Genomic DNA, 13,418 nt, shown 5'->3' with positions numbered 1-13,418 from the left:
GACCCCGCGTCGTCACTCGGCGCCGAGGGACTCCACGACCGGGCGGGCCAGGGCCCGACGAGCCGGGAGGACGGACGCGGCGAGCGCGGCGAGCACCGCCACCGCGAGGATCAGCCCGAGCTGCCCCCACGGCATGACCAGCGTGAAGTCGCCGCCCAGGCGGGCGACCACGGCCATCGCCCCGGCGCTGACCCCGATGCCGAGGCCCACCCCGAGCACCGCGCCGACCAGCGCCATCAACACCGCCTCCACGGCGAGCATGGCGCGCATCCGGCCCCGGGTCAGCCCGACCGCGCGCAGCACCGCGTTCTCCCGGGTCCGCTCCACCACCGACAGGCTCAGCGTGTTGGCGACCCCGACCAGCGCGATCACCACGGCCAGGCCGAGCAGCGCGGTGACGAACGCCAGCAGCATGTCGACCGTGCCGGTGAGCATCTTCTTGTACGCTGCCTGGTCCATCAGGTTCACCGTCGGGTAGCGGGTCAGCACCGACTCGACGGCCTCCCGGGCCCGCTCGGCGGGCACCCCGGCGGCCGGGTCGACCTCGACGAGGTAGCCGCGCTCGGCCGGGAAGAGGCGGGTGAAGTCGGCGTCGACCACGTCGACCACGTGCCCGGCCGGGACCGGGCTGCCGGCCAGCAACGGGCCGTCGGCGACGACGACGGCGGCGACCTCGAACGGCCGCCCGGCGAGGGTGACGGTGTCGCCGACCGCCCAGCCCTTCGCCCGGGCCAGCTCCCGGTGCACCAGCACCCGGCCCGGCCCGAGCCGGCCCGCGTCGCCGGCGTCCACGGCGGTCAGGGTGCGCCCGACCAGCGTCGGGTGGGCGGCCCGCAGCTCGATCCCGCCGCTGACCCGGCTGCGCTGCTCGTGCACGACGCCCAGCTCGGCGCGGGCGGCCAGCTCGTCCGCGAGGTTCGGCGGCAGGTCCCCGCCGATGCCGGTGACCAGGAAGTCCACCCCGATCTGCTGGTCCACGGCCCGCTCGATGCCGGTCTTGACGCTGCGCGCGCCGACCACGAAAGCGGACACCAGCCCGATGCCGATGACCAGGGCGGTGGCGGTTGCGGCGATCCGGCGCGGGTTGCGCACCGCGTTCGCCACGGCCAGCCCGGCGGTCGCCCCGAACAGCCGGCGCGCCGGCCAGCCGAGCACCCGCACCAGCGCCGGCACCAGCACCGGGCCGAACAGCACGATGCCGAAGAAGGTGAGCACCCCGCCCGCCGCGACCAGCGGCACCTGGCCGCTGGCCCCCGCCGCCACCAGCGCGGCCACCCCCGCGCCGAAGAGCAGCGCGCCGGCGGCCAGCCGGATCCGGCCGGCCCCGCGGGTGGGCTGCACCGCCGCGTCGGTGAGCGCGGCCACCGGCGCGATCCGGGTGCCCCGCCAGGCCGGCACGGCGGCGGCGCCGACGGTGAGGGCGGTGCCCAGCAGCAGGCAGGTCAGCACGGTCGACGCGGTGACGGCGAGCCCGCCGGAGACGGGCACGTCGAACGCGGACAACAGCGCGTTCATCCCGACGGCCAGGCCGGTCCCGGCGGCCACCCCGAGCGCGGAGGCGGCCAGCCCGGTCACCGCCGCCTCCAGCAGCATCGCCCGGAACACCTGCCCCCGGGTCGCGCCGACCAGCCGCAGCAGGGCGGTGCTCCGGGTGCGCTGGGCGAGCATGATGGCGAAGGTGTTGGCGATGACGAACCCGGCCACCACCACGGCGATTCCGGCGAAGGTGAGCAGGAACAGGTTGAACTGCTCCAGGTCGCGTACGGCGTCCTCGACGGCGGCGTCGAGGATCTCCTGCCGGTCCTTAACGGTCATGCCGGCACCGGTCACCGCCGCCAGCCGGTCGGCCAGCTCCGCCGCCGGCACGCCGGGCGCGGCGGCCACCATGATCCGCCCGTAGCCCTTCTCCGCAGCGACGGCGAGGGCGTCGGGCCCGGCCAGGCCGATGAACGGCCCGCCGACGTCCCGGGAGGTGCCGGCCACGTCGACCGTGCCGACCAGGGTGTACGGGCGGGCCGCTCCCCCGCTGCCGCCCACGTTCACCGGCGACCCGAGGGTGAACCCCTCCTCGGCCACCGTCGGCGCGTCGAGCACCAGCTCGCCGGGGCGCTGCGGGAGCCGCCCGGCCACCACCTCGTACGACTGGAGGGCCGGGTCGGTGGGGATCGCGGCGAGGACGGCGAAGCCGAGCACGGGCCGCCCGTCGGAGCCGACCACCCCGGCGGTGCCGGTCAGTTCCCCGTCGGCGGCGCGCACCCCGTCGACCGCGCGCACCTTCTCGACCAGGGCGGGCGGGATCGGGTCCTGCTCGGCGTACACGGCGAGGTCGGTGTGCCGGTCGAAGGTGCCGGCCCGGTCGTACGCGCCCTGCCTCATCCCGTCGGTGAAGATCAGGGTGCCGGCGACGAAGGCGACGCCGAGCACCACGGCCAGCGAGGAGAGCAACAGCCGCAGAGCGTCGGCGCGCATCATGCGCAGGGTCAGCCGGGTCATCGAGGGCCCCCCGCCGCGCCGGCCGGTGCCGGGTCCAGGCGGGCGAGGGCGTCGAGGACCGCCTCGGCGGTCGGCGCGGTCAGCTCGCGGACCAGCCGGCCGTCGGCGAGGAACACCACCCGGTCGGCGTGGCTCGCGGCGACCGGGTCGTGGGTCACCATCACCACGGTCTGGCCGAGGGTGTCGACGGCCTCGCGGAGCAGCCGCAGCACCTCCGCGCCGGAGCGGGAGTCGAGGTTGCCGGTCGGCTCGTCGGCGAAGATCACCCACGGCTTGGTGATCAGGGCGCGGGCGACGGCGACCCGCTGCTGCTGGCCGCCGGAGAGCTCGGCGGGCCGGTGCCGCAGCCGGTCGGTCAGCCCGACGGCGGCGACCACCTGGCGCAGCCAGCCCGGGTCGGGCCGGCGGCCGGCGATGGCCAGCGGCAGCACGATGTTCTCCTCGGCCGTCAGCGCGGGCAGCAGGTTGAACTTCTGGAAGACGAAGCCGACCCGGTCCCGGCGCAGCAGGGTCAGCCGCTTGTCGTCGAGCCGTCCGGTGTCGGCGTCGCCGATGCGCACCGTGCCGGCGCTGGGCCGGTCGAGGCCGGCGAGGCAGTGCATCAGGGTGGACTTGCCGGAGCCGGACGGGCCCATGATGGCCGTGAACCGGCCGGCGGCGAAGTCGACGTCGACGCCGTCGAGGGCGACGACCCGCGCCTGACCGACGCCGTACTCCTTGCGCAGGCCCCGGGCGGTGACCGCGACGCCGGCGGCGGCGAACGCGGGAGGTGGGACGGACACGTGGTGCTCCCCGTGGAGACGGCGGCTGGGACGTCTCCGACGCTATGGGCGACACCAGCCGACCCGCGTCCACCCGCGCGCTCGACCTCGGTGCGTCCAGGGGTGCGCCGCCCGGTACGGCGGCGTACGACCTGGGTCGTACCCGCCGTCAGCCCCCGGGGGTGACCAGGCCGCTCTCGTACGCCAGCACCACTGCCTGGACCCGGTCGCGGAGCTGGAGCTTGGCCAGGATCCGCCCGACGTGGGTCTTCACGGTCGCCTCGGCGACGTGCACCCGGGCGGCGATCTCGGCGTTGGACAGGCCCTGCGCCACCAGCAGCAGGATCTCCCGCTCCCGCTCGGTGAGCTGGGTCAGCCGGGGGTCCCCGGTGGGGCCGGGGCCGAGCTGGCCGGCGAACCGTTCCAGCAGCCGGCGGGTGATCGGCGGGGCGACCACCGAGTCGCCCTCGGCCACCACCCGGATCGCGGCCAGCAGCTCCTCCGGGGGGACGCTCTTCAGCAGGAACCCGCTCGCCCCGGCCTGGAGCGCGGCGAACGCGTCGGACTCGGTGTCGAAGGTCGTCAGGACCAGCACCCGGGGGGTGCCCCCGGGCCGGCCTGCGCAGATCCGCCGGGTCGCCTCCACCCCATCCATGGTCGGCATCCGGATGTCCATCACCACCACGTCGGCCTCGATCCGGTCGAGCACCCGCAGCGCGTCCGCGCCGTCGATCGCCTCACCGACCACGGTCAGGTCCGACTGGGAGTCCAGCACCATCCGGAATCCCGCCCGCACCAACGCCTGGTCGTCCACGATCACCACGCGGATCGTCATGCCGCCACCTCCGTCCCGGTGCTCGACGGTAGCGGCAGCCGCACCTCGACCTGCCACCCCCCGGCCAGCCTGGGACCGGCGGTGAGGCTGCCGTCGTACACCGTCACCCGTTCGCGCATGCCGACCAGGCCGTGTCCGCCGGAGGGCGCGGGCCGGACCACCGGCCGACCGCGACCGTCGTCGGCGGCCCGCACCACGACGGCGCCGGGCGGGTGGTCCATCCCCAGCGCGACCGTCGCGCCGACCCCGGCGTGCTTGAGGGCGTTGGTCAGCGCCTCCTGCACCACCCGGTACACGGTCAGCTCCAGGCCGGGCGGCAGCGCCGGGGGCTCGCCGGTGACCGTCCAGTCGATGCGCAGCCCGGCGGCGCGGAACCGGTCCAGCAGGTCGGGCAGCCCCACCAGCGCCGGTCGCCGGTGCACCGGCTCCGCCGACAGGCCCGGGGGCCCCGCGCCGTCCGTCCCGGCCGCCGCGCCGGTCCCGGCCGCCTGGTCGGGCACGCTCGGCTCCCGCAGTACGCCCACCAGGCGGCGCATCTCCTCCAGCGCCTGCCGGCCGGTGTCGGCGACCACCTTCACCGCCTCCCGGGCGGTCTCCGGGTCCCGGTCGAACATGTACCGCGCCCCGTCGGCCTGCACGATCATCACGGCCATGCTGTGCGCCACCACGTCGTGCAGCTCCCGGGCGATCCGGGTGCGCTCCTCGGCCACCGCCGCCCGCGACTCGGCCTCCCGCTCTCGTTCCAGGGTGGTGGCCCGCTCCTCCAGGCTGAGCACGTAGAGCCGCCGGGTGCGCACGTTGAGGCCCATCAGCCAGACCGCGCCGGTGACCAGGGCGAACCAGATCGCCGTGGCCCACCAGGCGACCGTGCCCTGCATCTGCAGCGCGCCCAGCACCACCCCGACGGCGGCGACGATCCCAAAGATGATGCCGTCGCGCAGCCGCTCGGCGTACTTGACGACGCTGTACAGGGCGATCAGCACAGCGACGTCGAAGGCCAGCGGCCCCCAGCCGGCGACCACCTGGACCAGGGCGAGCACGGCGACGGCCGCCGCCACCGCCGACGGGTGGGCGCGCCGGAACAGCAGCGCCACGGCCATCGCCGCGCCGACGCCGGTGCCCCACCACCCGCCGGGCTGGTTGACCGCGCCGGTGAGGCCGAACAGCACCACGAAGCCGGAGACCGCCACGTCGAAGGCCACGCTGCGCAGCGGCCGGCCGAACAGGATCCGCTTCACGGTCACCCAGCGTACGGGCCAGCGGGTGGTCCGGGCATCGCCGGCCAGCTCCGGGCGGCGGGGGCGCACCCGGCTCCCGGTGGCCCCGACGGGTGGGGCGCGAACGGTAGGCGTACAGGAGCGTCGCGGGCCGCCGTTGATACACGATTGCGCGTGACTATTTGATTCATGTTCCGCCGTATCCGGGAATTACCACCTCCCCGGCATACATGGACACCCCTTGAGCAATCGACACTCTTGAGTGTTTCATTGTTCGCGACCATTGCCCTACAGTAATCGAGCCGGGTGACCGGGAACACTGTAAGTACTCGGACCCCCCACCGCCCCGTCGAAAGGGAATCAGCATGACAATCGCACGCACACGTCCACGCGTGGCGCGGCTGCTGTTCGGCGCCGTCCTGACCGCCCTCATGGCGTTCTCCGTGGGCGGCACCGCCGCAGTCGCGGCGGACGCGGGCAGCGGCATGGCCGCCAACGCCCGCACCGACGTCTACATCAAGGACATCGCGAGCGACACCGGCTTCGAGCCGCACGGCGCCATCTATTCGTCGTTCTTCAACAGCCCGAACATCAAGATCTGTCCCACCGCGATCGAGTGCCTCTCGTCCACAAATCCGGTCGTCGGCTCGACGAGTTACATTTTCGTGAAGCTGAACAACCACGGCCCCTACGGTTCCGGAATCAGCAGCGGAACGCTGAAGGCGTACTACACCACCTCCGGCGGCGCCGCGAACTGGCCGCTGCACTGGACGCAGATCGGCGCGAAGCCGCTCGTGGTCGCCGCCTCCGGCGTCACCACGACGTCGATCGCCTGGAACAACGTGCCCTCCATCGGGCACTTCTGCCTCCTGCTGCGTTGGGAGTCGCCGACCGACCCGATGCTGTTCGAGGGCCCGGCGACGTCCATCAACACGCAGTACAACAACAACATCGCCTGGAAGAACGCCAACACCGTCCCGGCGGCCACCCCCGGCTCGATCTCGGTCCGGCCGTACGCCCTGGCGAACGCCCTGGACGTGCCGGCCAAGTTCGACCTCGCGTTCCGGCCGCTGGGCGAGGCGGTGCCGGGTGCCAAGATCGTCGCCGACCTCGGCCCCGAGATGTTCCAGCGCTGGCGGGCCGCGGGTGCGCAGGGTGAGGGCATCCGGGTCGTCGGCAACACCTCGATCCAGATCGTCGACCCGTACAAGGCGCAGATCAAGGACCTGCTGATCAACCCGAACGAGCGGCCGGTGCTGTCGCTCAGCTTCTCGGTGGACCAGGTCCTGCAGAGGCCGTACATGCTCCAGGTCGTCCAGGTCGGCCCGGCCAAGGAGATCGGTGAGAAGTTCGACGTGGGCGGGGTGGACTACACCTTCGATCCCAAGGAGCGCTGACGAGGGGGCGGTGGGCCGGGGCCGGGGATCGCCTCCCACGGCACCCGGCCCACCGGCATGCCGCCCCCCTGCCCGCCCCGGCCGCTGTACGCCGGACAGATCTTGGAGGGAAGCGGCCCCTCCGGGGGCCGAAATCTTCCAAGATCTACGGGGTGACCGGGAGGCGGTACGTGCGGTCCGTGCCCGTGGCGGTGCGGAGGTGGATCTCGCCGGTGCGCAGGCCGTACGTGACCGACCATCGGGTGTGGCCCTGCCGGACGTCGTTGAGCAGTTCCAGCGCCGCCCGGTCGTCGACCACCCCGCCGGCCTTCGCCAGCGCTGCGGCGAGCACGCCGTAGCGGTGGTCGGTGCGCCGCTTGTCCTCGGGTACGCCGACAACGGGCACGTTGGTCAGCGCCTGCCAGCTCCCCCGCCCCTTCTCGACCCGCAGCGCCCCGTCGACGAACTCGACCACGGCCGACGCCCCCGTGGCGTCGGCGAGCAGGTAGTGCAGCGGCGGCCCGCCCTCGAAGTCGAGGTTGTGCCGGCCGAACACGGCGACGGCCTCGTCCACGGTGGCTGCCTGGTCGAGTACCAGCCGCAGGATGCGCACCGAGCCGACCGTGGGCTTGCCCGCCTCGGGCCGGGCGGTGGCGGCGTCGTCGGCGGCCAGCCCGACGGCGAGCCCGCGCTCGTTCATCCCGTCGAAGGGCAGCAGGGGCGCGTCGAGCAGCCGGCGGTCCCCCGTGGGGTCGGCGCCGACGCCGAGGTAGGACATGTCGACCAGGGTGACCGTGGCGTACCCGTCGGGCGGGTCGGTGCGCAGCACCAGGGCCGGGTTGGCCTCCCAGTCGAAGTTGCGGGCGAACAGCGGCCGGCTCCGGTCGCCCCACGCGGCGAAGAGCGAGCAGCCGAACGGGCTGGGCGGCGCGGCGTCGGTGCCGACGGTGGGGTCGTAGTCGCCGACGAAGGTCATCTCCCACATCGGCAGGTCGTCGACCTTACGCAGGCTGGCCAGGGTCTGTTCGGCCTCGGCCGCGCTCTGCCGCGAGGCGGTAGGCGTGCCGGTCGCCGGGCCGGCGGGCGTCGACCCGGCGGCGGTGGGCTCGGGTCCGGAGCAGGCGGTCACGGCGAGCAGCAGGGCCAGGCCGGCGCCGAGGAGGGTCCTACGCATAGTTCCTGAACGCTAAGTCAGCCATCGACCATTGTCCACCACGGCGAGGTCAGCCGGGTCGGTCCACGGTGAACATGAAGCACCCGTACGCCACGTTGCGGCTGTGCAGCCGTCGCACCGCCGGGTCGGCCAGCAGCTCGGCGATCACCGCCTCGGGGTCGGCGCCGTCGTGCACCCGGGCGTCGTGGATCCACCCCCGCCGGTCGTACGCGCGTAGCACCTGCGCCCGCCCGCGCCAGGCCGGCGGGTACCCCGGCGCCGGGCCGGCGCACGGGCCGGCGTGGGCGAAGACAGGGCCGACCTCCCGGTACGGGCCCGACGGTATCGGCGGGGCGTAGCCGAACAGCATGATCTCCTCACCCGTGGCGGCGTCGCGCAGGCAGCAGCGCAGCGGTTCACCGCCGGCGGCGGTCGAGCGATGCGGCGGCAGGCCGGAGGCGTCCCGCCCGGTGGCGCGGACGGCGGCGGGGACCTCGGGCGACAGCGCCCGGACCCGGAAGCTGGGGGTCGTCGTCATGGGTGCCAGCCTGCGCCTCCAACGGCAGGGGCGCTGGCGGGAATCGGTCGTCGCGCTCGCGAGGCAGGCGGTGCCGGCAGGGTGTTTTCCCGCCTGTTGTGAACATCTGGTGTCGGGAGGTTGATGGTGGTAACTTTCTCGACACTTGCAAGACCTTGCAGAAAGATCCGGTACTTCCTGACGCTATACGTCATGTCGCTGTCCGGATCGGACAGCCCGCCCCCGAACCGAGGGCTGTCCCGCAAGGGTCCGTCCCCCTTCGGCCCAGGCGCCGACATCTCACCCCCGAGGAGCCCCGATGGGCAGCAGCACCGGGCGACGACGACGGATGATCGGGGCCGCGATGGCCGCCGGTCTGGTCGTCGGGCTGGCCCCGCTCAGCATCGCCGCCGCCGCGAACACCGTGACCGTCTACTACCAGCCCCCGGCCGCGTGGACCGGCACCGTGAACCTCCACTTTGCCCCCGACGGCGGCGCGTGGACGGCCGTGCCGGGCGTACCGATGGAGCCGGCCTGCACGGGCTGGCGCAAGCGGACCGTCGACGCCGGGTCCGCCGCCGGCCTGCAAGCGGTCTTCAACAACAACGCGGGGACCTGGGACAACAACAACGGCCGCAACTACCGCCTCGGCACCGGTGCGGTGACCGTGTCCGGCGGCGTGGTCGGCGCGGGCGATCCCTGCGCCGGCACCCCGCCCTCGCCCACCCCCTCGCCCACCCCGTCGACCGGCCGGACGGCCGACGTCTGGTACCACGTCGCCACCCGGGGCTGGACCACCGCGAACATCCACTACCAGCCGGCCGGCGGGGCCTGGACCGCCGTGCCCGGCGTGCCGATGGAGGCCGGCTGCGCCGGCTGGGCCCGCCGGGCGGTCGACCTCGGCAGCGCCGCGACGATGAGGGCGGCGTTCAACAACGGCGCCGGGAACTGGGACAACAACAACGGCGCGGACTACACCATCGGGGCCGGGGTGACCACGGTCAAGGGCGGCGTGGTGACCGCCGGGGCGACCGCGCCGTGTGTACCGGAGACGCCGGACACCACCGCACCCTCCACCCCGACCGGGCTGGGCGCCACCGCGAACGGGGTGCGGGTGGCGGTGTCCTGGGCGGCGTCCACCGACGACCGCGCGGTCACCGGGTACCGGCTCACCCGCACCGGCGGGCCGGAGGGCACGGTCACGATGACCACCGCCACCACCAGCCACCTCGACGGATCCCTGACCGCGAACACCCGCTACGAATACACCGTGCGGGCGTACGACGCGGCCGGCAACACCTCACCGGCCAGCGACCGGGCGGCGGCGACCACCGGCGACGCCCCGCCCCCGGCGACGGCTGGCAGCCCGCTCGGCGGCGACCCCCGCGAGGACAGCATCTACTTCGTGATGACCGCCCGGTTCGCCGACGGTGACAACGCCAACAACCGGGGCGGCAGCCAGCACGTGAAGTCCGGCAACGCGGCCAACAACGACCCGATGTTCCGGGGCGACTTCAAGGGCCTGATCGACAAGTTGGACTACATCAAGGGGCTCGGCTTTTCCGCCCTGTGGATCACCCCGGTGGTGCTGAACCGGTCCGACTACGACTTCCACGGCTACCACGGCTGGGACTTCTACCGCGTGGACCCGCGCCTGGAGAGCCCCGGCGCGAGCTACCAGGACCTGATCAACACCGCGCACGGCAAGGGCATCAAGATCTTCCAGGACGTGGTCTACAACCACAGCTCCCGCTGGGGCGCCAAGGGCCTGTTCACCCCGACGGTGTATGGCGTCCGCGACGAGCAGTGGAAGTGGATGTACAGCAAGCAGGAGCCGGGCCGCGGGTACGACCCGATGGTGGAGCACGCAGGTGCCGATCCGGAGCTGACCCCGGCGCAGAACGCCCTGGCCAAGGGCCGCGCGTACAACGGGGACGTGTGGTCGACGGCCGCACCGGCCGGCAACCAGTGCCCGCGCTGGGGTGTCCCGAACGGGACCAGCCCGGAGGGCTTCAAGCTCTACGAGTGCCAGTGGCCGGCACCGACCAACAAGCTGTTCCCCGCCGACCTGTACCACCAGTGCTGGATCGGCAACTGGGAGGGCGAGGACGCCCGGAGCTGCTGGCTGCACGAGGACCTGGCCGACTTCAACACCGAGAACGCCACCGTGCAGCAGTACCTGATCGACGCGTACAACCGGTACATCGACATGGGGGTGGACGGCTTCCGGATCGACACGGCCGTGCACATTCCCCGGGTCACCTGGAACCGGCGCTTCCTGCCGGCCATCCAGCAGCACGCCCTGGCCAAGCACGGCGAGAAGGGCAAGGACTTCTACGTCTTCGGCGAGGTCGCCGCGTTCGTCAACGACAAGTGGAACCGGGGCTCGGTCAACCACTCGGCGCAGTTCTTCACCTGGAAGGAGCGCAAGGAGTACAGCCCCGACGACGTCAGGGCCGCGATCGAACAGTTCGACTACGAGCAGCTCTCCGGCCCGGGTGGCCAGCCCACCACCGACAACGCCTTCCTGCGCGGAAACACCTACCACGCTCCGGACCACTCGAAGGCGTCCGGCATGAACGTCATCGACATGCGGATGCACATGAACTTCGGCGACGCCAACAACGCGTACGGCAACGGCAAGGACTCCGACGACAGCTACAACGACGCCACCTACAACGTCGTCTACGTCGACAGCCACGACTACGGGCCGAACAAGTCGAACACCCGGTACACCGGGGGCACCGACGCCTGGGCGGAGAACATGAGCCTGATGTGGACGTTCCGGGGCATCCCGACGCTCTACTACGGCTCGGAGATCGAGTTCCAGAAGGGCGCGAAAATCGACTGTGGGCCGACCTGCCCCCTCGCCACCACCGGCCGGGCCTACTACGGCGACCACGTTCAGGGCACGGTCACCGCGTCGGACTTCGGCAAGGTCAGCTCCGCCACCGGTCCGGTGGCCACCACGCTCAGCCAGCCGCTGGCCAAACACGTGCAGCGGCTCAACCAGATCCGCCGGGCGGTGCCCGCCCTGCAGAAGGGGCAGTACTCGACCGAGGGGATCAGCGGGTCGATGGCGTACAAGCGCCGGTTCACCTCCGGCGCGGTGGACAGCTTCGCGCTGGTGACGGTCTCCGGCAGCGCGACGTTCGCCGGGGTTCCGAACGGCCGGTACGTCGACGCGGTCACCGGCGACGTGAAGACGGTGACCAACGGGACGCTGACCGCGGCCGTCGCCGGCAAGGGCAACCTGCGGGTGTACGTGCTGGATCTGCCGGGCAACCCGGCGCCTGGGAAGATCGGCGAGACCGGCGCCTACCTGCGGTGACCCGGCGGCGGGGCGGCCGGTCCGGCCGCCCCGCCCCGGTCGCGTCGATCATGGGGTGGGCCGGACCTCGGGGAGCTGGGGTTCGGCCACTGCACCGCCGCCAGCTCCGCGACGCGGACCGGCGGCTCAGCGGTCAGCCGACCGGCGTACGCCGCGTGGCGCGCGGGCCGACCAGCCGGCGGACCACCGGCGCGGCGTTCCACTTCGCCGCCCCGACCAGGTCCCGGGCGTGCTCCAGCATCGTGTAGTCCGGCCTGGCCAGCCCGTCGGCGATGGCCCGGTCCAGGTCGTTGCCGCATCGACTGAGCACGCTGTCGAAGTCCCGCCGGACGGGTTCGAGCAGGTGATAGCCGAACGAGCGGTGCAGCCGGGCGAACAGCGGCTTGTAGAGCCGGGCCCGCTCGTGCAGCCCCGACGAGTACGACATCGGGTTCTTCGGCCGGCGCAGCACGTAGTCGGGCAGCACGTCGGCGAAGGCCCGTCGCACGATCCACTTCTCCCGCCCCTCGCGCAGCTTCAGCTCCAGCGGCAGCCGCATCGCCAGTTCCACCACGCTGAGGTCGAGGAACGGCACCCGCGCCTCGACCCCGTGGCCCATGCTGGCCCGGTCCACCCGCTGCAACTCCGTACGGCACAGGTTGCGGATCCGGTGCAGGAACAGCCGGCGGGCCCGCTCGGGGCCGACCTGGTGGTACATCGGGTAGCCGCCGAACAGCTCGTCGGAGCCGTCCCCGGTGAGCACCACCCGCACGCCCAGCTCGCGGAGCCGACGGAAGATCGGCACCGAGACCACCGCGTTGATGATGTCCCCGTACTCGGTCAGCTCCGAGATCCGGATGGCCTCCCGCACATCGGCCAGCCGGACGTCACGGGGGCGCAGCTCGACCACCTCGTGCGGCACCCCCAGGTCGGCGGCGAGCCGCCGGGCGTACGCCACGTCCGGGCTCTCCGGCACGCCGACGGTGACCGCCACGCAGTTCGGGTGCATCTGGTGGGCGTGCACCAGGGCCAGGGAGCTGTCCAGCCCGCCGGAGAGCACCACGCCGAGGGGCAGGTCGGTGTCCACCCGCATCCGGATGCTGTCGGTGAGGGCGGCACGGACGAGCAGGGCGGCCTCGTCCGGGTCGTCCACCATCGGCAGCCCTTCGCCGAGGGTCAGCAGGTCGACGTACGGGCGCAGCCGGACGTCGCCACCCGGCTCGGCCCAGCCGTGGTGCCCCGGGGGCACCTCGCACACCGGCGCGCCGTGCCCGACCAGCGCCTTGACCTCGCTGGCCAGGTGCAGGCAGCCGGGCACCCGGGACCAGTACAGCGGCTTGACCCCGATCGGGTCACGGGCCAGGTAGGCCCGCCCGGTGGTCTGCTCGACGACGACGAATGCGTACTCGCCGCGCAGCCGCCGCACCGCGTCCTCGCCCCAGGCCAGGAACGCGGCGAGCAGCACCTCGGTGTCGCTCTCACTGCGGAACGGGTGACCGAGTCGCGTCAGCTCCGCGCGCAGCTCGTGGTGGTTGAAGATCTCGCCGTTGTGGCAGAGCAGGAACCGCCCGTCGGCGGAGACCCAGGGCTGCACGGCCCGGTCCCGGTCGACGATCCGCAGCCGGCGGGTGCCGGCGAGCAGCCCGGCCTCCCGGCGGGTCTCGGTCACCTCGCCGCGCGGGGCGAGAACTGCCAGCATCCGGCGGAAGGTGGCCGGGTCGGCCTCCGGGCCGATGCTCAACGCGATGCCGCACAC

9 protein-coding genes are annotated in these 13,418 nt (G+C 73.1%); 2 read left to right on the top strand and 7 right to left on the bottom strand.

What is annotated here, in order from left to right:
- Positions 1 to 12 precede the first annotated feature (12 nt).
- The 4 genes from OG559_RS26455 to OG559_RS26440 all read right to left on the bottom strand — a co-directional run bounded on the left by OG559_RS26455 (position 13) and on the right by OG559_RS26440 (position 5,333).
- Positions 13 to 2,493: an ABC transporter permease gene (locus tag OG559_RS26455; RefSeq protein ID WP_405108432.1), complete on the bottom strand. Its 2,481-nt coding sequence runs from the start codon at positions 2,491 to 2,493 to the stop codon at positions 13 to 15.
- Positions 2,490 to 3,275, bottom strand: a complete 786-nt coding sequence (locus OG559_RS26450) for an ABC transporter ATP-binding protein (protein ID WP_396672682.1) — start codon at positions 3,273 to 3,275, stop codon at positions 2,490 to 2,492. The genes OG559_RS26455 and OG559_RS26450 overlap by 4 nt, the downstream gene beginning before the upstream one ends.
- Before the next feature lie 148 nt (positions 3,276 to 3,423).
- Complete coding sequence (locus OG559_RS26445) at positions 3,424 to 4,089, bottom strand: response regulator (RefSeq protein WP_396672683.1); 666 nt, start codon at positions 4,087 to 4,089, stop codon at positions 3,424 to 3,426.
- Positions 4,086 to 5,333 (bottom strand): sensor histidine kinase, encoded by a 1,248-nt coding sequence (locus tag OG559_RS26440; RefSeq protein ID WP_405116979.1) that lies wholly within the window; start codon positions 5,331 to 5,333, stop codon positions 4,086 to 4,088. The genes OG559_RS26445 and OG559_RS26440 overlap by 4 nt, the downstream gene beginning before the upstream one ends.
- A 338-nt stretch (positions 5,334 to 5,671) precedes the next feature.
- Between OG559_RS26440 and OG559_RS26435 the strand changes: the two genes are divergently transcribed.
- Positions 5,672 to 6,703, top strand: coding sequence for a hypothetical protein (locus tag OG559_RS26435; RefSeq protein ID WP_405108427.1), 1,032 nt, complete (start codon positions 5,672 to 5,674; stop codon positions 6,701 to 6,703).
- Positions 6,704 to 6,848: 145 nt separating this feature from the next.
- Here the strand turns inward: OG559_RS26435 and OG559_RS26430 are convergent, their stop codons facing one another.
- Positions 6,849 to 7,856: a linear amide C-N hydrolase gene (locus tag OG559_RS26430; protein ID WP_405108424.1), complete on the bottom strand. Its 1,008-nt coding sequence runs from the start codon at positions 7,854 to 7,856 to the stop codon at positions 6,849 to 6,851.
- A gap of 49 nt (positions 7,857 to 7,905) precedes the next feature.
- Positions 7,906 to 8,373 carry a DUF1203 domain-containing protein gene (locus OG559_RS26425; RefSeq protein ID WP_405108421.1) on the bottom strand — a complete coding sequence of 156 codons (468 nt, stop codon included), beginning with the start codon at positions 8,371 to 8,373 and terminating at the stop codon, positions 7,906 to 7,908.
- 298 nt (positions 8,374 to 8,671) lie between these two features.
- On the opposite strand from OG559_RS26425, the gene OG559_RS26420 reads away from it, so the two are divergent.
- Entirely contained in the window at positions 8,672 to 11,683 is a 3,012-nt protein-coding gene (locus OG559_RS26420; protein WP_405108418.1) for a carbohydrate binding domain-containing protein, read from the top strand.
- A 133-nt stretch (positions 11,684 to 11,816) separates the two neighbouring features.
- Here OG559_RS26420 and OG559_RS26415 read toward each other — a convergent pair whose 3' ends face one another.
- The gene (locus tag OG559_RS26415) at positions 11,817 to 13,418 is read right to left on the bottom strand and encodes an asparagine synthetase B family protein (RefSeq protein WP_405108416.1); all 1,602 of its coding nucleotides are present in this window, start codon (positions 13,416 to 13,418) and stop codon (positions 11,817 to 11,819) included.

The sequence above is a fragment of the Micromonospora sp. NBC_01405 genome (genome assembly GCF_045040155.1).
GTDB lineage: Bacteria > Actinomycetota > Actinomycetes > Mycobacteriales > Micromonosporaceae > Micromonospora.
Note: the sequence above shows the minus strand (reverse complement) of the source record. Positions and strands in the feature narration are given on the sequence as shown.

Bases quoted from the DNA above. Each gene is read 5' to 3' on its own strand.
- OG559_RS26455 (WP_405108432.1), bottom strand. From the start codon at position 2,493: ATGACCCGGCTGACCCTGCGCATGATGCGCGCCGACGCTCTGCGGCTG.
- OG559_RS26445 (WP_396672683.1), bottom strand. From the start codon at position 4,089: ATGACGATCCGCGTGGTGATCGTGGACGACCAGGCGTTGGTGCGGGCG.
- OG559_RS26435 (WP_405108427.1), top strand. From the start codon at position 5,672: ATGACAATCGCACGCACACGTCCACGCGTGGCGCGGCTGCTGTTCGGC.
- OG559_RS26430 (WP_405108424.1), bottom strand. From the start codon at position 7,856: ATGCGTAGGACCCTCCTCGGCGCCGGCCTGGCCCTGCTGCTCGCCGTG.
- OG559_RS26425 (WP_405108421.1), bottom strand. From the start codon at position 8,373: ATGACGACGACCCCCAGCTTCCGGGTCCGGGCGCTGTCGCCCGAGGTC.
- OG559_RS26420 (WP_405108418.1), top strand. From the start codon at position 8,672: ATGGGCAGCAGCACCGGGCGACGACGACGGATGATCGGGGCCGCGATG.